This is a genomic window from Amycolatopsis sp. NPDC051716 (assembly GCF_040681595.1).
Classification (GTDB): domain Bacteria; phylum Actinomycetota; class Actinomycetes; order Mycobacteriales; family Pseudonocardiaceae; genus Amycolatopsis.
This window is the reverse complement of sequence record NZ_JBFAZA010000023.1, coordinates 80,450-99,111: the sequence shown is the minus strand read 5'-3', so window position 1 is coordinate 99,111 and position 18,662 is coordinate 80,450. Positions and strand designations below refer to the sequence as shown.

18 protein-coding genes are annotated in these 18,662 nt (G+C 71.6%); 6 read left to right on the top strand and 12 right to left on the bottom strand.

Features of this window, described 5'->3' with window-relative positions; all coding sequences use genetic code 11:
• The first annotated feature begins 182 nt into the window (after window positions 1-182).
• Genes AB0M30_RS29325 through AB0M30_RS29315 form a run of 3 tightly spaced genes read left to right on the top strand, consistent with a single transcriptional unit; the run spans window position 183 to window position 1,550 of the window.
• Entirely contained in the window at window positions 183-503 is a 321-nt protein-coding gene (locus AB0M30_RS29325) for a hypothetical protein (RefSeq protein ID WP_364589958.1), read from the top strand.
• 4 nt (window positions 504-507) lie between these two features.
• A complete protein-coding gene (locus AB0M30_RS29320; protein WP_364589955.1) occupies window positions 508-1,059 on the top strand; it encodes a SigE family RNA polymerase sigma factor in 552 nt (183 codons plus the stop codon).
• 5 nt (window positions 1,060-1,064) lie between these two features.
• On the top strand, window positions 1,065-1,550 hold the full coding sequence (locus AB0M30_RS29315; protein WP_364589953.1) for a hypothetical protein: 486 nt from the start codon (window positions 1,065-1,067) through the stop codon (window positions 1,548-1,550).
• Window positions 1,551-1,631: 81 nt separating this feature from the next.
• Here the strand turns inward: AB0M30_RS29315 and AB0M30_RS29310 are convergent, their stop codons facing one another.
• Window positions 1,632-2,966, bottom strand: a complete 1,335-nt coding sequence (locus AB0M30_RS29310) for an MFS transporter (RefSeq protein ID WP_364590120.1) — start codon at window positions 2,964-2,966, stop codon at window positions 1,632-1,634.
• A 237-nt stretch (window positions 2,967-3,203) separates the two neighbouring features.
• Between AB0M30_RS29310 and AB0M30_RS29305 the strand changes: the two genes are divergently transcribed.
• Entirely contained in the window at window positions 3,204-3,797 is a 594-nt protein-coding gene (locus tag AB0M30_RS29305) for a PaaI family thioesterase (RefSeq protein ID WP_199191590.1), read from the top strand.
• Here the strand turns inward: AB0M30_RS29305 and AB0M30_RS29300 are convergent, their stop codons facing one another.
• From AB0M30_RS29300 to AB0M30_RS29250, 11 genes are all read right to left on the bottom strand, one after another.
• On the bottom strand, window positions 3,798-6,446 hold the full coding sequence (locus tag AB0M30_RS29300) for a tetratricopeptide repeat protein (RefSeq protein ID WP_364589949.1): 2,649 nt from the start codon (window positions 6,444-6,446) through the stop codon (window positions 3,798-3,800).
• A 70-nt stretch (window positions 6,447-6,516) separates the two neighbouring features.
• Window positions 6,517-7,491, bottom strand: coding sequence for a glutamate ABC transporter substrate-binding protein (locus AB0M30_RS29295; protein WP_364589946.1), 975 nt, complete (start codon window positions 7,489-7,491; stop codon window positions 6,517-6,519).
• Window positions 7,488-8,906 (bottom strand): hypothetical protein, encoded by a 1,419-nt coding sequence (locus AB0M30_RS29290; protein WP_364589943.1) that lies wholly within the window; start codon window positions 8,904-8,906, stop codon window positions 7,488-7,490. The genes AB0M30_RS29295 and AB0M30_RS29290 overlap by 4 nt, the downstream gene beginning before the upstream one ends.
• A 191-nt stretch (window positions 8,907-9,097) precedes the next feature.
• Window positions 9,098-10,246, bottom strand: a complete 1,149-nt coding sequence (locus AB0M30_RS29285) for a histidine kinase (protein ID WP_364589941.1) — start codon at window positions 10,244-10,246, stop codon at window positions 9,098-9,100.
• Window positions 10,247-10,260: 14 nt separating this feature from the next.
• Window positions 10,261-11,523 (bottom strand): GAF domain-containing protein, encoded by a 1,263-nt coding sequence (locus AB0M30_RS29280; RefSeq protein WP_364589938.1) that lies wholly within the window; start codon window positions 11,521-11,523, stop codon window positions 10,261-10,263.
• 96 nt (window positions 11,524-11,619) lie between these two features.
• A complete protein-coding gene (locus tag AB0M30_RS29275) occupies window positions 11,620-12,384 on the bottom strand; it encodes a thiamine pyrophosphate-dependent enzyme (protein ID WP_364589935.1) in 765 nt (254 codons plus the stop codon).
• Entirely contained in the window at window positions 12,381-13,415 is a 1,035-nt protein-coding gene (locus AB0M30_RS29270; RefSeq protein ID WP_364589932.1) for an NAD(+)/NADH kinase, read from the bottom strand. Before AB0M30_RS29270 ends, AB0M30_RS29275 begins: the two co-directional genes overlap by 4 nt.
• Before the next feature lie 198 nt (window positions 13,416-13,613).
• Window positions 13,614-13,838: a heavy-metal-associated domain-containing protein gene (locus AB0M30_RS29265; protein WP_364589929.1), complete on the bottom strand. Its 225-nt coding sequence runs from the start codon at window positions 13,836-13,838 to the stop codon at window positions 13,614-13,616.
• A 64-nt stretch (window positions 13,839-13,902) separates the two neighbouring features.
• Window positions 13,903-14,106, bottom strand: a complete 204-nt coding sequence (locus tag AB0M30_RS29260) for a cold-shock protein (protein WP_013222289.1) — start codon at window positions 14,104-14,106, stop codon at window positions 13,903-13,905.
• A gap of 209 nt (window positions 14,107-14,315) precedes the next feature.
• Window positions 14,316-14,489, bottom strand: coding sequence for a hypothetical protein (locus AB0M30_RS29255; RefSeq protein WP_364589926.1), 174 nt, complete (start codon window positions 14,487-14,489; stop codon window positions 14,316-14,318).
• 203 nt (window positions 14,490-14,692) lie between these two features.
• Window positions 14,693-16,351: a thiamine pyrophosphate-dependent enzyme gene (locus AB0M30_RS29250; protein ID WP_071831721.1), complete on the bottom strand. Its 1,659-nt coding sequence runs from the start codon at window positions 16,349-16,351 to the stop codon at window positions 14,693-14,695.
• Between the two features lie 135 nt (window positions 16,352-16,486).
• On the opposite strand from AB0M30_RS29250, the gene AB0M30_RS29245 reads away from it, so the two are divergent.
• A complete protein-coding gene (locus AB0M30_RS29245; protein ID WP_364589923.1) occupies window positions 16,487-17,767 on the top strand; it encodes a hydroxyacid-oxoacid transhydrogenase in 1,281 nt (426 codons plus the stop codon).
• Entirely contained in the window at window positions 17,761-18,174 is a 414-nt protein-coding gene (locus tag AB0M30_RS29240) for a thioesterase family protein (protein WP_360166478.1), read from the top strand. The genes AB0M30_RS29245 and AB0M30_RS29240 overlap by 7 nt, the downstream gene beginning before the upstream one ends.
• Window positions 18,175-18,662 lie beyond the last annotated feature (488 nt).

Sequence of the window (18,662 nt, the reverse complement as noted above, 5' to 3'; positions counted from 1 at the left end):
CACCGGGGCTGAGACACCGGGAAACAGCCGGGCGGCCGGGAAGTCCACTGCGGGCTTCCCGGCCGTTCGCGTTTCTCCCCGGAAATCCGCGAAATCCGGTGCAACCCCGGTGATCACCCGCCGCATGACTAAGGGCAGAGGCGCGGCGATCCCCTGCCGCGCCACGAGAATGAGGAGCTGTCTTGCGTATCCGCATCGCCCTGACCCTCGGCGCGCTCGTGCTCGCCGGTGGCGCCCTGACCGGTGGCATCGCGCTGGCTTCGGAGGCGCAGGCGCCGGCCGCCCCGACCACGACCCAGGCGACCCGGCCGGGCGAGCCGACCGTGGCCCCCGTCCCGACCACCAGCCGTCCCCGTCCCCAGTCGCAGGCGCCGTCCGCCGTTCCCGCGCCGCGCGAGACGACCCGGCCCGCCCGCACGGGCCCGGCTCCGCGCGTCCCGCGCGCCGTCCCGGCCGGGCCGACCGGCGACCTGCACCTGCCGGCCGTGTGGGAGACCCGGTAACCAGGTGATCTCCCGCTCCCGTCCGTCGACCGGGCCGGGCTCGCCGTGGGACGGCGAGTTCGCCCGGTACTTCGGCGAGCGCGCGCACAGCCTGCGATCGACCGCCTTCCTGCTCTGCGGGGACTGGCACCAGGCCGAAGACCTCACGCAGGCCGCGCTGCTCAAGATCTACCTCGCCTGGCCGAGGCTGTCGCGGCACGACGCGCTGGACGCCTACGCGCGCAAGGTCGTCCTGCGCACGTTCCTCGCCGAGCACCGGCGCAGCAGGTGGAAACGGGAGCGGCTCACCGACACCCCGCCGGAACTCCCGGCGGAACCCACGAGCGACCAGGACCTGCTGGTCCGGCAGGCACTGGCGGTCCTGGCCCCGAAGCAGCGCGCCGTGCTGGTGCTGCGGTACTTCGAAGACCTGAGCGTCGAAGAGACGGCTCAGGCGCTCGGCTGCAGCGCCGGCACGGTGAAGAGCCAGGCCTCCCGCGGCCTGGCCACGCTGCGAAACCGGCTCGGCCCGCACTACGGTGCGCTGACCTTCAGCGCACCCACGGAGGGGAGGTGACGAACATGGACCACGAAGACGACGTCCGCGCGATCCTGACCGGCGCGGCCGGCGGCCCGCAGCCGGCGATGCGCCTCGAGGCCGCCGACGTGATCGAGCGTGGCGGCCGGGTCAGGCGACGACGCAAGCGTTTCGCCGTCGCGGGCACTTCGACCGCGACGGCGGTCGTCCTCGCGGTGGCCGGTTTCCTGGCCGGCCACCGCGCCGGCCCGCCGGAGCCGGTGCAGCCCGCCGGCCCCGGCCTGTCCACGATCGGCACCACTTCTCCGGCTCCTCGATCGACGTCGCCGACCGAGGTCCCGGCGACCTCGATCGCGCCGCCGACGGCCGAGCCGGGCCAGACCCGGCCCCGCAGCTCGCGGACGACCCCGCAGGCGCCGTCCGCGGGCCCGCGGACGGTCGCCCGCCCGGGGCCGGCGACCTCCCTGACCACCTCGATTCCGGTCGAGACCCGGCCGGAATCGCCGACGGTGAGAACGACGACACGCTAGCCGGTGGCGCGGATCCGGCCCACGACACGCGGGTGCCCCGCCCGGTGATCCGGACGGGGCACCCGCATTTCCGGCAACCGCTCAGCGTCGAGCGGCCGCGGAGGCCAGCTTGCCGGTGTTGTCTTCGGTGTCGATCTGCTCCATCGGCACCTGCGACGTCTCCGGGATCTTGATGATCGGAATGATCGCGATCAGCGCCGCCGCCATCAGGTAGTACGCCGGCCAGTCCTCGTTGCCGGTGCTCTTGATCAGCGCCGTCACGATGACGCCACAGGTCCCGCCGAACAGCGACGTCGAAATGTTGTAGCCGATCGCGAACGAGCCGTAGCGCACCCGGGTCGGGAACATCGCCGGGAACGTCGAGCCGATCACCGCGAGCATGAGCACCAGCAGGAGCGCCACGATCAGGAAGCCGACGAAGAGCCAGAAGATGCTGCCGGACTGCATCAGCTTGAGACTCGGCCAGCTCAGCACCAGGAACCCGATGGCCGCGGTGAGCAGCAGCGGTTTCCGGCCGATCCGGTCGGACAGGGCGCCGAGCGGGATGATGATCGCCATCTGGATGACCTCGACCGCGATGATGATCAACGTCGAGGTGTTGTCGTTGATCTTCAGCGTGTCCGTGAAGTACGTCGGCATCGTGGTCAGCAGCAGGTAGTCCGCCACGTTCAGCAGCAGCACGATGCCGATCAGGTTGAGGATCATCCGCCAGTTGCGGACGAAGATCTCCTTCAGCGGCGCCTTCGTCGGCGCCTCGCCCGCGGCCTCCAGCCGGCGGAACTCGGGGGTGTCCTCGAGCTTGTTCCGCAGGTAGAGCCCGATCAGGCCGAGCGGCAGCGCGACGAAGAACGGGATCCGCCAGCCCCAGGCGTCGACCTGGTCCGACGACAGGGACAGCGTCACCGACAGCACGACCAGGTTGCCGAGCACGTAACCGGCCAGCGTGCCGAGTTCGAGGAAGCTGCCGAAGAAGCCACGGCGTTTCGTCGGGGAGTACTCGGCGATGAACGTCGCCGCGCCGCCGTACTCACCGCCGGTGGAGAAGCCCTGGATGATCCGCAGCAGCAGGATCGCGATCGGCGCCGCGATGCCCATGCTGTAACTGCCGGCGTACGTCGGCAGGACGCCGACCAGGAACGTGCACCCGGACATCAGCAGGATCGTGATGGCGAGGACCCGCTTGCGGCCGATCTTGTCGCCGAGCGGGCCGAAGAACGCGCCGCCGAACGGCCGCACGATGAACCCGACCGCGAGCAGCGCCAGCGACTTCAGCACGGCGTTCCCCTCACCGGGGAAGAACTGCGTACCGATGCTCACCGCGATCGCGCCCGAGGTGAAGACGCCGTAGTCGTACCACTCGGTGGCGTTGCCCATCGCGGACGCCCACACCGCGCGCTTGACGGTTCTCTCGTCCACTGACGGTTTGCCCGTCGTTGCTGCTGGTTCGCTCATGCCGGCGACGACTCCTCCCGTGCAGTGCCCATCGGGCCGTTCGAGCTCATCGGCCCAGTCTCGACCGGTTGTCGCAGGTCGGCAGTCTGAGCCGCGAATTGTCTACGGTGGGGAACTTTCCGGCTACCGAGAGACGTTGTCGGCGCGCCGACGTCCCGGGTCGCGCGCGGCGGCCGGCTACCCGCCGGTTAACGTCAGCGCATGAGTCGTGTTTCTCAACCCTGGCCGCCGGTGGCGGTGGAGCCCGCGATCCCGCACCCCAAGGCGCCGGAGCCGGGCACCGAGCTCGGCGTGCACTTCGCGGAGTGCTTCGGGTGCGGCGACGAGGCCGACGCCGGGCTGCACCTGCGTTCGACCGTCGGCGAGGGCCAGGTCGTCCACTCGCGGTTCACCGTCACCGCGGCCCACCAGGGCGCGCCCGGGCTCGCCCACGGCGGCCTGCTGGCCTGCGCGTTCGACGAGGCGCTGGGCTCGACGGTCGGCAACCTGATGCGCCGCCCGGCGGTGACCGGCAAGCTCGAGACGGACTTCCGGCGGCCCGTCCCGGTCGGTTCGACGCTGTTCATCGCCGCCCGGCTGGACGGCATCGCGGGCCGCAAGATCTACGTCAGCGCGGACGGCCGCCTCGACGCCGAGGACGGCCCGATCGCGGTCAGCGCGCGGGCGTTGTTCGTCGTCGTCGGCTTCGAGCACTTCAACACCCACGGCGACCCGCAGGCGCTGGAGAAGCTGGCCGCGCAGCACGAGAAGAACCAGCGTGAGCGCAGCGAACGCGACTGGGAGATCAACCCTTGATCAGGTGAGCGTCCGGGGCCGGATCGCGTTCGCCCGGTCCACCAGCTCGATGCGCTGCTCGAGCGTGCCCGCCAGCCGGGCCATCGCCCGGTAGCACCGCTCGAGGCCGAACCGCAGTTCGCGTTCCTCGAGCCGGCACCCCAGCACGCGCGCGCCCGGCGTCGGCTTGCCCTGCCTGAGCCATTCGTGCGCGGCTTCGAGCACACCGGCGGACAGGCGCGTCTGGCGTTCGACGTCCAGCCGGAGCCGCTCGAGCCGGGCGGACGCGTCGAGCAGGTCGTGCTCGGTGACCGGGGTCTCGCGGCCCTTGGCCTTGGTCGCCGTCGTCTTGATCTTGATCGCCGCGACCTGCGCGTCGACGTAGTGGGTCGACGACGGCGGCACGGTCTCCAGCACCTCGACCGCGCTCGCCCGCGCGCCCTGCGCCAGGTACACGCGGGCGAGGCCGAAGGCGGCGCTGACGTAGGTGCGGTCGGTGCGCCAGACCAGTTCGTAGAACCGCGCGGCGGCGAAGTAGTCGCCGACGCCTTCGGCGCTGACGCCCAGAGCGAGCTTCGGGGCGATTTCGCCCGGCAGATCGTCGTACACCGCTTCGAAGGCGACGTGCGCGACCCGCGAACGGCCGCCCGCGAGTTCGATCAGGCCGCGGTACCAGTCGATCCGCCAGTCGTGCGGGAAGCCGTTCTTGATGGCCAGGTACTGCGCGGCCTGCAGCTGCCGCTGCGCCTCCGCGAACTCGCCCAGCTCGACCCGGGCGCGCACGATCCGCAGCCGCACCTCGATCGACTCCCGCGGTGCACCGGCCAGGGCCTCGATCGCGGCCCGCGGGTCGAGCGCGGTCGTGGTGGCGAGCACGCCCGCCGCCGGGTCGTCCGTGTCCACCTGCGGGATCGGCAGGCCGGCGACGACCTCGTCCGCGCCGGGCAGCGGCACGCTGGCGCCGGTTTCGGGCACCACCAGCTGCACGCCGAACGTGCGGCTCTCCGGGCCGAACACCGTGGACGCACCGGGCCGCGGCTTGCCGGTGCCGAGCGCCATGATCTCGCGCAGCACCCCGGTGAGCTGGTCGGCCATCTCCTCGGCGGAGAGGAACCGGCGGTCGGGGTCCGTGTGCGTCGCGCGCCGCAAGAACCGGTAGTACGAACCGAACAGCGTGAACAGCGGGACGGCGTCCGGGCCGGGCAGGGTCGTCTTGTACTTGGTGGTGTAGCCGGTGAACTCGAAGCTGAGCACGGCGAGCGTGCGCCCGACGGTGAACAGGTCCGAGGCCACCGACGCGCCCTGCGTCGGCAGTTCCGGCGCACTGTAGCCGGTGGTGAAGAACAGCGGGCTCTCGTAGTCGTCGGTGCGGCGGACCGCGCCGAGGTCGATCAGCTTCAGCTGCTCGTTGGTCTGGATGACGTTGTCGGGCTTGAGGTCGCAGTAGAGCAGGCCCTGGCTGTGCAGGTAGCCGAGCGCGGGCAGGATCTCCAGCCCGTACGCGATGACCTGGCCGATCGGCAGCGGCTCCGGACGGCGGCTTTCCCGGTGGTGCGCCAGCGCGAGCTGCCGCAGCGACTGGCCGCCGACGTACTCCATGACGATGTAGCCGGTGGTCGTGCCGCTCTGGGCGTCCGGGTGCTGCACGAAGTTGTGGATCTTGACGATGTTGGGGTGTTCGACCTCGGCGAGGAACCGCTGCTCGTTGGCCGCGGCCGCCATCGCCGTCGCGTCACCGGTGTCGATCAGTCCTTTGAGGACGACCCAGCGGTCGCTGACGTTGTGGTCCTGCGCGAGGTAGATCCAGCCGAGGCCGCCGTAGGCGATCGTGCCGAGGACCTCGTACTGGCCGCCGACGAGCTCGTGCGGCTGCAGCTTCGGGACGAACGAGAACGGCGTGCCGCAGTTGTCGCACTTGCCTTCCGGCGAACCGGGTTGCCCGTCCTTGCCGCGTCCGACCTTCGCGTTGCAGCTGCTGCAGAACCGCTTTTCCTCCGACACCACCGGGTTCGTCAGCACCGCGGACGCGGGGTCGCGCGCGGGCACCGGCGGAACGTCGACCAGCCCCGCGCCGAGCCGGCCGCGACGCGACCGGGACGTCCGCGACGACGTCCGCCGCGAAGTGCCGGGGAACGAACCGGAGACCGAGCCGGACCCGCTGCCGGTCCCCGCTCCGGTGCCGGTTCCCGTGTGCCGCCCTTCGCTGGTGCGCTCGGGCAGCACGCTTTCGGTACCGGGATCCGGCAACGGCGTGCCCGGCCCGGTGTCCGGGCGCGGCACCGGCGGCATGATGCTCTGGGTCTCCGGCGCCGGCGCGGCGAGCACGCTCGTGGGCTGCGGCGCGTCCGGGTCCGGGCGGACGGCCTGCGTCGGCTCGACCGGCGGCGCGACGGGGTTCATGCTGCCCGGCGGGCGCGTCGGGTCGTCCGCGCCGGGGATCGGGCCGCGGACGGGAGCCGGCTGGCCGCGCGGCGGCGTCGGCGGACGGCGCACGGGCGCGTGGAAGACGGTCTCTTCGCCGCCGGACGGCTCGCCGTCGTCGAGACGGCCGGAGATCGACGGCTCCGGCGTGTCCCACCGCACCGGTGGCGGCGGCTGCCAGCTCGGCGGCGCCACCTGCTGCTGGTCGTCCGGCGCGGCGTGCCGAGGACGGCGCGGCTCCTCCGACACTGCTACCTCCCGGATCCCCTGCGACGTGCGGAGATCGATTCTAGTCGCGCTGCGTCCTTCGGTACTGCGTTCACTGGTACTGCGGCGCCGGTGGCGAAGCCGCTCCGAGGCGGGCCTCCACCCAGCGGCGGTAGCTGTCCTGCCACACGCCGTTGCCGCGGATCTGGTCGAGCACCGCGTTGACGTACCGGACCAGGTCCGGGCGGTCCTTCGGCACGCCGATGCCGTAGTTCTCCTGCGTCAACGGCTCGCCGCGGACCTCGAGCGTCGAGTCCTGCGCGGCCATCCCGGCGAGGATCGTGTCGTCGGTCGAGACCGCGTCGACCTGGCCCTGCTGGAGCATCACCAGGCAGTCCGACCAGTTGTCCACCGAGACCGGCACCGGCTTGGCGGAGTCCGTCGCGATCTTCGCCAGCGACGTCGACTTCTTGGTCGCGCACACCCGCTTGCCGCTCAGGTCCGACAGCTTCTGCGCCTTCGACTCCTTGGTGACCAGGATCTTCTGGCCCGCCACGTAGTACACGGAGGAGAACTCGACCTCCTTCTTGCGCGCGCAGGTGATGCTGTAGGTCCGGACCACGATGTCGACCTGGTGCTTCTTCAGGACTTCTTCGCGCTGCGACGACGGGATCGCGCGGAACTGGACGTGGCCGTCGGCCGAACCGAAGATCGCCTTGGCGACCGCGTTGACCATGTCGATGTCGAAGCCCTCGAGGTTGCCCGAGGTGGGGTTGCGGAACCCGAACAGGTAGGTGGTCTGGTCGACCCCGGCGATCAGCTTGCCGCGCTTCTTGATCTCGGACATCGTCGAGCCGTCGGGGACGGTCGTACCGGACGCGGGCGCCGGGCTGGCCAGGGGGTTGCAGCTGGTGTCGGAGCCGCCGCCGGCCGTCGCGTCCGGGCCGCCGACGTGCGCGGGCTGCGGCCAGGCCGCGTTGCTGACCGGCGCCGGGTCGACCGGTTTCCCCGGGCTGCCGCAGGACGCCGCCAGCAGCGCGACGACCGCCAGCACGCCCGCCCGGACCGTGTTCCGCCGCCTGCTCACCGGTACTCCCTCAGTCGCTCCCGGATCCCCATGGTGACACCGCCCGCGGCGACGATCGCCAGCACGGCCAAGCCGGGTGCGAGGAGCGTCAGCGCGCGGTCGCCGTGGTGGGTGTCGTCGAGGAAGGCCTGCCTGCCGACGTCGATCGCGGCCTGGAGGCTGTCGTCGAGCTGCCGGAACGCCGGCGCCGAGCCGTCTTTCGCGTCTTCCTGCACCGCGGAGTCGACGGCTTCCTGGTACGCCCCGGCGTTGTCCTGGTCGCGGACCTGCCCGTGTGCCTTCATCCAGTCGGCCGCGGCCTTCGACGCGGCATCCACCTTCGCGGCGCCGTCGCCGTCCTTGATCAGGCCGCGGGCTTCGCCGAGGAGACCGCCCTGGCCGTCTTGGCCGACCAGCTGGGCCGCCTTGGCGGCGAAGTCCGTCTCGTACGCGCCACCGTCGCCCCGGGCGACCAGCGTCAGCGTTTCGTCGGCGCGGGCCTGCAGCGCGGCGATCCGCGCGCGGACGAGCACGTCGACGCGGTGCGAACCGTCGTCCTGGCCGCTGCCGACCAGGCTGCCCTGGAGGATCAGCGCGACCGCGCCCCACAGCAGCGACACCACGACGGCGGCCGTCGCGACGACGAGCCCGACGTTGAGCAGCCGGTTGGTGCGCCGGGTCAGGTAGACCTGGGTGACGATCAGCGCGGCCAGCAACGCCACCACCAGGATCGTGGCGAGCCACGGGAAACCGGTGGCGCTGTCCTGCTCTTCGATGAGCCGCTCGGTGTCGACCCGGTAGAGGTCCTGGGCGGCGGGCAGGAGCTTCGCCCGCATCAGCTCGGACGCCTCGCGCAGGTAGGACGCGCCGACCGGGTAGCCGAGGCGGTTGTTCGCCCGCGCCGTCTCGACGAGCCCGGTGTAGACGGGCAGTTGCTGGTTCAGCATGTCGACCGGGGTGGCGGCGTCGGCGACGTCCGCGGCGTCGGAAGCGGCCTTCGCGAGCGCGGCGCCGGCTTCGGCGATGTCCCGCTCGTAGCGCTGGCGGAGCTGAGGCGGCTCGGTGCCGATGGAGAGGAACGCGCTCGCTGCGGTCGCGTCCGCGTCCGAAAGCGAGCGGTAGACCTGCTGCGACGCGGCGGCGAGCGGCTCGCGGTGGTCGATGACGCCGGAGATCGTGTCGTCGCGGTTCTGCACCGACAGCGTCGCGACGAGCCCGGCGACGAGCGCCAGCAGCACCAGCCCGACGGCGATCACGGTGAGCCGGCCGGGGGTGGTCGCGGCCGACCGGACGATCGCGCGGATCCCCTGGCCCGGCAGGTCGAGCAGCCCCAGCAGGCCGCTGCGGCCGCCGGTGCGGTCACGGCCCTCCGGTGGCGACGGTGGGGGTCCGGGCGCGGGCGCCGCAGGCCCCGGGGCCGTCGCAGTGCTGGTCATCCCCGAAATTCCTCCCCCTGCCATCCGGGGCCGCGCCCAGGCCGGGGGCGTGGCCACCCGGAGCCCCCGAAAGAGATCGCTGTGAGCCTTACTCGCAGAAGGTAGCCGAGTCGCCGCGCGCACAGCCACCGGCACCGCCCGCTGTCATCAGCACGTGATCTGGGCGGATGTGGTCCGGCGCACACCGGTGATCAGGTCCGGACTTCCGCCAGGACGCGCCAGTGGCCGTCTTCGGGACCCGATGTCAGCGTGCCACCGGCGAGGGCGAGTCGTTCGCGCATGCCGGCCAGGCCGAATCCTTCACCTGTCCGGGTGAAGGCCGCGAGGGCGTTGCGGACGTCGAGCCGGACGACGCCGGGCGCGTGGCTCAGCCGCATCCGGATGTCCTCGCCCGGGGCGTGCTTGCCGGCGTTCGTCAGGGCTTCCCGCGCGATGCCGGCCAAGGCGACGACCGCCGCGGACGTGAGCGGCCGGGTGTCGCCGTCCGCGTCGAAAGCGACGCTGACGCCGTGGTCGCGGGCGTGCGCGGCGGCGGCCGCGGCGAGGGTTTCGGTGAGCGGCGGGACATCCTGGCGGAGCGCGGCGACGGCGTCGCGCGCCTCGGCCAGCCCGTCCTTTGCGAGCCGCCGCGAGCGCCGGACCGACCGCAGCGCGCCGTCCACATCGGACCGTTCGGTCAGCAGCGCCTCGGCGAGTTCGAGCTGCACCCCCAGTGCGCCGAGGGAATGCGCCAGGACGTCGTGGAGCTCGCGGGCGAGCCGGGTGCGTTCGTCGAGCGCGGCGGCGCGGGCGTGTTCGGCCTGGGCGAGCCGCGTCTGCGCCAGCAGCGCCTCGCTCTGGGCCGCCTGCACCTCGTACTGGCGGCGGTTGAGCCCGAGCAGCACCAGCAGCAGCATCACCCCGGCGTCGGCGAGCGACTCGCCGAGGGACTGGCGGGCGAGCACGTGCGACGTCACCGCCAGGGCGACGTCCAGGAGGCCGGTGGCGAGGATCGCGCCGACGCCGGCCGAGGTGAGCGTCGCGAGCCGGCCGAGGGCGATGACGGACAGCAGGATCGCCGACGAATCCCCGGCCCAGCCGACGATCGCCGCCGGCAGCGCGCTGGCCGCGGCGAGCAGCGCGGCCGCCGTCTTCGGCCGGCGGGACGCGAGGAGGACGAACCCCAGCCAGCAGGCGGTGGCGACGCCGTAGGCGGTCCAGATGCGCGGGTCCGCCTCGCGCGCGGTGAGCAGGGTCGCCGCGAAGAAGAGCGTGCCGAGCAGCTGCACCACGAGCCAGCTCGGGGCGATGGTGTCGGGCAGGCGTTTCGGCACGGCGTCCATGATCCCGGTCCGGGTCATGTCCTGCCGGGAGGTCAGCCGCGGATGGCCGGGGCGAGCGAGTGCGGGAGCACGGCTTCGGGGTCCGGTGGCCGCCGGACCACCACCTCGACGTCGTCGGCGAAGCGGTACGGCTTCGCGCCGAGGATGCCGCCGAAGTGCCGTCGCAGCCGGGACATCTCGGCGCGGACGGTCACCGTCCGGCCGGCGTCGCCGAACAGGTCGGCCGACAGTTCGGACGCCGACCGGCCGTCGCGCCGGCTGGCCAGCACGTACAGCACCTCGGCGTGGCGCGGGCTGAGCCGGTGCGTCCAGGTCCCGGCCGCGCTGGCCACGGTGAGCTCGGGCTCGCGCGGCGACCGGACGTCGAGCACGACGCGGGTGGGCGGGGCGGCGTCGTTTTCGGTCAGCCGGAGCAGCCAGCCGCCGGGCACCGGCTCGACCGAGCAGCCGCCGTACGCGGGCAGCCAGGCTCGCCCGGGCCCGAGGCCGGTGGGCAGCGCGACCCGGTCGACCGGCGCGAGCCCGGCGGCCGCGGCGACCCAGCCGTGTTCGTCGGCCACCATCGCCCGGCCACCGACCTTCGCGAGGACCGGGACGGCGAAACCGCGAAGCCGTTCGAGCTCGGTGCGGTGGGTGGTGCGCAGCTGCGCCTCCGCGAGCCGCGTCACGGCGTCGACCAGCGCCAACGTCGTCGCGTGGACGGTCGAGGCAGGCCCGGAGAGGTCGACGACGCCGAGCAGCCTGCCGTCACGCGGATCGTGCAGCGGCGCGGCCGCACACGTCCAGGAGTGCTGGGCCCGGACGTAGTGCTCGGCGGAGTACACCTGGATCGGGCTGCGCGCGACGAGCGCGGTGCCGATCGCGTTGGTGCCGACGGACTCCTCCTGCCAGTCGACGCCTTCGACGAACCCGAGCCCGTCGGCGCGGCGGCGGACCGCGGCACTGCCGTCACGCCAGAGGACGGCCCCGCCCGCGTCGGCGATCACCATGATGTGCGCGGCCTGCTCGGCGAGGCTGATCAGGCCGCCGCGCAGGATCGGCATCGCCTCGGCCAGCCCGCTCGCGCGGCGGCGCGCTTCCAGCTGTTCGAAGGTCAGCACGGGCGCGGCGGCCCGGCCGTCCGGGTCCACGCCGAGGCGGCGCATCCGCTGCCAGGACGCGCCGATGACCGGCCGCAGCCGGCTGGGCAGCGCCCGGCCGGTGAGGGCCGCTTCGTGCACTTGCGCGAGGACGCGCGCGTGCCGCCGTGGATCCGCCCCGGCCGGCAACGCCGCCTCGAGGTCTCGCTGCCCCAACCGCCGCTCCTTGTGCTGTGCCTCCTCGGAGTCTGCCGTTTCGGCCGGGTGATCGGTAGGTGGCGCACGTCGCGGTCGGGCCGGGTTTGCCCCGCTTCAGTACGAGACGTAGACGTCGGTGCCCCGGTCGTCCAGGTCGTCCGGGGCGGATTTCGGTGCGGCGGCCGAGTCTTGGACGAGCTGGGCGACTTCGGCGTCGATGGCGTCGAGGACCTGTTCGCGCAGCTCACCGGTGTCGGTGACGCGGGTCCGGAACCGTTGGAGGCAGTCGTCGACGTGCCGCGGGAAGCCGGCCTCGAGCAGCGTCGGGCCACCGCCGTCGCGGGCACGGCCGACCGCTTCGCCGGCCGCTTCGTGCACGGCGAAGAAGTCGGATCCGTCGATGACGACCCCCGGCACACCGAGCCCGGCCACCCGATCGGCGTAACCGGGGTTCTCCGTGACGAAGATGACGGGAAGGTCCCAAGCCGACGCGAGGGTCAGCGCCTCCAGCGTCGTCCCCGGCCCGTCCCCGAGGAAGGCCACGCCGACGCCGCCGGTGTGCTGCTGTTTCGCGGCGATCGCGGCGCCGCAGATCAGCAGCGGGACGCCGCCGAGCGTGTCCGTCGTGACCAGCCGGTGGTGCCGGATCTCGGCCAGCACGGCCCTGACGTCGACGCCCTTGGCGATGCGGTGCCCGTGCCGACGGTGGGTGCCGGCGATGGCGTCACGGCGGTCGAGGTGGAGGCAGATCCCCGCGGCCAAGGCCTCCTCGCCGGCGTACTGGGTGCCGCAGGCCGGTTCGCCGGTCGCGCGCACCCGCTCCTCGACGGCCCGGATGGTCCGCATCACGCGATACGCACCTCTGAGGGCGTCCGTCATCTTCGGCGCTCCTTCCCCGGTTCGGTGTCCGCGCGCAACAGCCCTTTCCGCGCCGCCTCCGCCATCGCCGCCCGGACGTCGACGACCCACGGCCCGTCCGGCTTGAGCTCGACGAACGCGCTCTCCCCGGTCTTCAGCTCGAGTTCGCGCTCGCCGTCGAGCGCGATGACGCCGCCCGCGGCAGCGAGCTCGACACGCACGCCGGGCCGCAGGAGTCCCCAGCCGCGCACGCCGACCGGCCGCACGAGCCCGGGCGCGATCGGCGCGTGCACGACGTACGGCGTCTCCCCGACCGGCCCGAGCTGCAGCGCAACGCCGTCCGGGCTCGACCGCGGGCTCGGGCAGAGTTGGCCAGGAACGCTCGAGAGGCCGATGCCGTCCGGCTCGGCGAAGGTGCAGTACAGCTCGGTGAGCGAGGACGGGTCCCACAGCGCCCGTGCCCCGATGTGCCTGCTCAGCGACACGCAGACGTCGACGAGCGCGATCTCCCTGCGTGCTTTCGTGACGACCTCGAGCAGGCTGACGCGGTGGGTGACGAGGTCGGGATCGATCTGCCCGGTGGCGATCAGCCCGGCGGCCAGGCCGGCGACGGTGGCTTCCCGCATCTGCGGGAAGGCGTTGTTGGTCCCGGTGGAGAGGGCGAGGAGGGGCACGTCCTCGCAGGCCGCGGCGGCGACCCGGGCGGTCCCGTCCCCGCCGAGGACGACGATGACCCCGGCGCCGGCCTCGACCATGCGCCGCACCGCGTTGGTCGTGTCGGCGGCGGTGCCGGTGAGGGCGTCGTCCTCGCAGAAGTCGACCTTCGGCCAGGAGCCGCCACGGCCGAGCGCGCGCAGGACCGCGGCGGAAATCCCGCCCAGATCGGTCGAGACGAGGGCCCGGTCGAGCCCGGTGACGGCGAACGCCGCCAGCAGCCGCTGGACCATGTTCGCCTTCTCCGCGGTGGGGAACACCGACGCCTGCGCGACCAGCCGGCGGATGTCCCGCCCCGAAGCGGGGTTCGCGACGATCCCCGCCACCGTTTCGCCCACCTGACCTCCCGTTCTTTCGCCCGGGAACAGGAGACTCCGCAAACGGGCGGAACGGAAGGGTTGCAGAGCGTTGCAGTACCGGTGTGAAGCGCAACTGAAGCGACGTAGATCACACAGCGCGTCTCACCCAGTGATCTCCAGTGGACTGTCCACCCTGGAGCAGCAGGAGGAGAACCGAGACGAAGGCCCGGCAGCGGACTACGGGACCAGGTCGGCGACGCCCTCGTAGCTGAAGCCGGCTTCTTCGACCGCGGCCCGGACGTCGTCCTCCGCCAGCGCGGCTTCGGCACGCACGACCACGCGGCCGGCCGCGACGTCGACGTCCACTTCGGCCACTCCGGGCAGCACGGTGATTTCTTCGGTCACCGACTGGGCGCAGTGCCCGCAGCTCATCCCGGAAACGGTGTAACCATGCTCGATCATGGTGCTTAGCGTACGAAAAGGGCCGCCACCCCGTACGGGTGACGGCCCTTTCCCAAGATCAAAGTCAGATCACGGTGACCGACGTGGCCTGCGGGCCCTTCTGGCCCTGGCCGATCTCGAACTCGACGCGAGCGTTCTCTTCCAGGCTCTTGAAGCCGTTACCCTGGATCTCGCTGTAGTGAACGAAGACGTCGCCGCCACCGTTGTCGGGGGTGATGAAGCCGAACCCCTTCTCGGAGTTGAACCACTTCACAGTGCCCTGAGTCATAAAAAAATCTCCATGTGTAACACCAAAAAACAGGAAGCCACTTCAGCGACCCGGGTCATCACCCGGACGGTTTGCTTCCTCGGTGAGGAGACACTACGCCCGCTGAGTTCTGCGAGCGTGAGGCATCACGAACACAAAAATCGAGACCGTAAGTAGTAAAGCACACCTCGAGCAGGGCGGACAAGCCATCTTCACCCGGCAGGGGTGAGCTATTCGCCACTCGCCGGGCGCAGCCCCTCGGAGGTGAACGGCGAACGCCACGTCGTGTCGTGCTCAAGGGCGACCACGGCGTCGTCGTGCGTCTCGGCACTGGCGCTGAACAGCACCGGTACGACGCCGGAGGACTTCCGCGCTGCTTCGGATGCGTGCTGGTGATCGGTCACGTCGAAACTCCCCTCGTTCCCTGCCCGCTTCGGCGCGGGTCATGACCGTGATGGTGCCATGGGGCACCGACAGAAACCGGTTGTTTCCCGCCGGGACCCGGCCGGGAAGGTTCAGCGGCGAACCACCACCGGAACACCGTCAGGTTACCCGAGCCAACGCCCTGCTACCACACGACATTCCCAGCTTTTCCGGAACGAAACCGTTACTGGGCGGGAGGTTGCGGACGCGCCTGTCCGAGCAGGGCCGAGATCCGCACGTCCGGCGTCACGACGTCGGGATCCGTGCGCACGTCGATGACGCACGGCCGCTGCCGCACCAGCGCGCTGGCGATGATGGGCTCGAGCTCTTCACGATCGTCCACGGTGTACCCGGCCGCGCCCAGCCCACGCGCCCACGACGCGAAGTCCGTCAGCGGGATGGAGACCCCGGTGAGCCGGCCGTACGTGCGGGCCTGGTGCATGGCGAGCGCCCCGTGGACGCCGTTCTGGAAGACGACCACCATCACCGGCGCCCGGTACCGGACGGCCGTTTCGATCTCCTGGCCGGTCATGAGCGTCCCGGCGTCCCCGACCATGGCCACGACGGTCCGCCGCGGCTCGGTCAGCTTCGCCGCCACGGCGGCCGGCACGGCGTAGCCCATGGCGGCGTTGCTCGGACCGAGCTGGCTGCGCGGCGCCGTGAAGCACCAGTAGCGGTGCATGAACTGTGCGAAGTTGCCCGCGTCGCTGGTCACGATGGTGTCCTCGGGCGCCAGCTTCCGCAGCGCCCGGACGACGTCGACCGGGTGCACCCGGGTGTTCCCGCTGGTGTCGGGCGGGGTCATGAAGGTGTGCACGGCCGCGTTCGCCGCCGAAGCCCGCCGCGTCCGCGGCGACGCCACCTCCCGCAGCTCCCGCAGGAACGGCTCGACCTCGGAGTCGACGCGGAACGTCAGCCCCCGCCGCTTCGGGCTGACATCGATGCCGGTGCCGACCATGACCAGCGTCTGCTGCGCGGTCGGGTAGCGGTAGGCCTGCGTCGTCACCTCGTCGAGCTGGGTGCCGAGCGCGAGCACGAGGTCCGCGCGCTCGAGCGCGTCCAGCTGCCGGGCGGGGATGCCGAGCCCGAGGTGACCTGCGTAGCGGGCGTGGTTCTCCGGGAAGGCGTCCTGCCGCCGGAAGGCGTTGTAGACGGGCAGCGCGAGCTCATCGGCGACGGCGATCAGCTCGTCCCGCGCCGACCGCGCCCGCCCGCCGACGATGACCACCGGGTACTTGGCCTCGTCCACCAGCTGCGCCACGGCATCGGCCGAACGGCCCAGCGTCCCGGACGCCGGAGGCCGCACCCGCGCCATCGGCTTGGCCGCGTCGTAGGGCATGCCCCAGACGTCGCAGGGCACGCCGAGCACGACCGGCCCCGGCCGTCCTTCCTGCGAAGTCGTCAGCGCGTGCGCGAGCAACCCCGGCAGCCCGTCCGGGTCGGTCACCCGCAAGGTCGACTTGGCGATCGACTCGAACATGGCCGTGAGGTCCGACGTCGGCAGCTCCCCCGACGACGACGGCACCGGCTCGGCCGCCGGCGTCTCCAGCAGCACGACCATCGGCGTCTCGTCCTGGTACGCCGTTTGGACGCCGATGGCCAGGCTCGCCGCACTCGGCCCCCGGCTGGCGAGCAGCACGGCGGGACGTTCGGTGAGCTTCCCCTCGGCCTCCGCCATGAACGCCGCGCCCGCGTCGTGGCGCGCCGAGACCAGCGTGATCTCCCGCTCCCGCTGCAGGGCGTCGAGCAGTTCCAGGAAGGACTCACCGACCACCGCGTACACGCGGCGGACACGCGCCTCGGTCAGGATCCGCACGGCCGTCTGGGCGACGGTCGCTCCCAGTTGGTATCTAATGAGGAGAGCTTAGGCGGGCACCGTTCAGTGCAGTCAAGTGATCTTCACCGAAACCGGACAAGGATAGGCCGAATGTCCGCTTTGACCGACTGGTAGCCGATCAAGGGAGCGAGGACCGCAGACTTGGCCGCGACCGAACATGAAACTGTTTTTACTTATGGCGCACCGGCGTTGAAGTACGGCACCGGCGCCAGCGACGAGATCGGCTATGACCTGACCCAGTACGGCGCGCACCGCGTGCTCGTCGTGACGGATCCGCAGGTGGCCGCGACCGGCTGGCCCCGCCGCATAGCCGACGGCATCGCGGGCTACGGCATCGAGACCGAGATCTTCGACGGCGTACACGTCGAGCCCACCGATGTCAGCATGCAGAAGGCGGTTGACTTCGCCCGCGGAACCGGCCCGTACGACGCCTTCGTGGCCGTCGGCGGCGGGTCCGCCATCGACACCGCCAAGGCGGCCAACCTCCTGACGAGCAACGACGGCGAGTTGATGGACTACGTCAACGCCCCCGTCGGCGGCGGCCGCGCACCGGCCCGCCCGCTGAAGCCGCTGGTCGCCGTGCCGACCACCACCGGCACGGGCTCCGAGAGCACCACGGTCTGCGTCCTGGACGTGTTGTCGCTGCGCGTCAAGAGCGGGATCAGCCACCTGCGGCTGCGCCCGACCCTGGCCGTCGTCGACCCACGGCTCACCGTCAGCCAGCCGCCCGGGGTGACGGCCGCCAGCGGCATGGACATCCTGTGCCACGCCGCGGAGAGCTACACCGCCAAGCCGTACACCGAGTTCGAGCGCAAGCGCCCGGAGCAGCGCGTGCCGTACTGCGGCTCGAACCCGCTGGCCGACATGTTCGCCGAGCAGTCGCTGAGGCTGCTGTCGTGGGCCCTCCCGGCCGCGGTGCGCGATGGTGCCGACCTCAAGGCCCGCGAGGCCATGGCCTTGGCCGCGACGTTCGCCGGCCTCGGCTTCGGCAACGCAGGCGTGCACATCCCGCACGCGAACGCCTACCCGATCGCCGGCCAGGTCAGGGATTTCCACCCGGACGGCTATCCGGGCGAAGAACCCATGGTGCCGCACGGCATGGCCGTCTCCCTGACCGCGCCCGCGGCGTTCCGCTTCACCTTCGACGCGGCACCGGACCGCCACCTGCGCGTCGCCCGCCTGCTGGCTCCCGACTTCGAGTGGCCCGGCGACTTCGCCGACCACCTGCCCGCGGTGCTGATCGACCTGATGCGGCAGATCGGCATCCCGGACGGCATCGGTGCCGTCGGCTACACGGAGTCCGATGTGGACTCCCTCGTCGAGGGAACCCTCAAGCAGCAGCGCTTGCTGGCCACCGCGCCCCGCGAAGCGTCCGCGGACGATCTGTCCGGCATCCTGCGCGAGTCGGTGTCCCTGTGGTGAGCGGGTACCCGCACTGGCAGACGGTCCCGTTGCGCTGGAAGGACAACGACGTCTACGGGCACGTCAACAACGTCGTCCACTACTCCCTGATGGACACCGTGATCAACACGTGGCTCATCGAGCAGGGCGGCCTCGACATCGAAACCGGGGCGGTGATCGGGTTGTGCGTCGAGTCGCACTGCGGGTATCACTCATCGGTGTCCTTTCCTGGTTCGTTGAGGGTCGGGTTGCGGGTGGCGCACCTCGGGAAGTCCAGCGTCCGCTACGAGATCGGGATGTACGCAGCCGACGAGTCCCTGGTCGCGGAAGGGCACTTCGTGCACGTCTTCGTGGACCGTGAGTCCCGCCGGCCGCAACCGGTCTCCGGCAAGCTGCGCGAGGCACTGGAGGCACTGCAGCCCGGATGACGTGCACCGCCGCCGTGTCATCTCCTTTCCGACGGTGCCGATTCCAGGCCGTGTTCTTCTCGTCCTTCCGATCATGCACGAAGGCACCGACAGAACCGGCCGATCGGCCCGAGTTGTCCACAGGCGCCCCGAACACCGGCGAGTTGTCCACAGATTTGCCACGAGGGGTTCCGCACCCCCTCGACGGCGATAAGCTGGGAAGCACATGAGATCGGTCCACAGTGGACGAGCTGTTTCCTCACCGGATCGGCTAGTAACACGGATGGCGACCTAGGCGTCGATCCGGTTGCGGCGGCAGAAAGGTGAGCCGACGGCTCGGGAGTGGTCCCGGCCCGTCGCCGGCAGGCGTCCCGCCGACGGTCACGGCACCCGAACACAGAAGTGGACCAAACAGTGGTGGTCACGCGTCCGCTTCCGGCAGACGCCCCGAGAGCGGACGCGCCACTGCCCATGTGGCCAGGTGGAGGTCGCGGAGTCGCCGGAAGGCG

What these genes read in the sequence shown, in the direction of transcription:
- AB0M30_RS29305 (WP_199191590.1), top strand. Translation starts at nt 3,204, where the DNA reads ATGAGTCGTGTTTCTCAACCCTGGCCGCCGGTGGCGGTGGAGCCCGCG.
- AB0M30_RS29285 (WP_364589941.1), bottom strand. Translation starts at nt 10,246, where the DNA reads ATGACCCGGACCGGGATCATGGACGCCGTGCCGAAACGCCTGCCCGAC.
- AB0M30_RS29265 (WP_364589929.1), bottom strand. Translation starts at nt 13,838, where the DNA reads ATGATCGAGCATGGTTACACCGTTTCCGGGATGAGCTGCGGGCACTGC.
- AB0M30_RS29275 (WP_364589935.1), bottom strand. Translation starts at nt 12,384, where the DNA reads ATGACGGACGCCCTCAGAGGTGCGTATCGCGTGATGCGGACCATCCGG.
- AB0M30_RS29315 (WP_364589953.1), top strand. Translation starts at nt 1,065, where the DNA reads ATGGACCACGAAGACGACGTCCGCGCGATCCTGACCGGCGCGGCCGGC.
- AB0M30_RS29290 (WP_364589943.1), bottom strand. Translation starts at nt 8,906, where the DNA reads ATGACCAGCACTGCGACGGCCCCGGGGCCTGCGGCGCCCGCGCCCGGA.
- AB0M30_RS29260 (WP_013222289.1), bottom strand. Translation starts at nt 14,106, where the DNA reads ATGACTCAGGGCACTGTGAAGTGGTTCAACTCCGAGAAGGGGTTCGGC.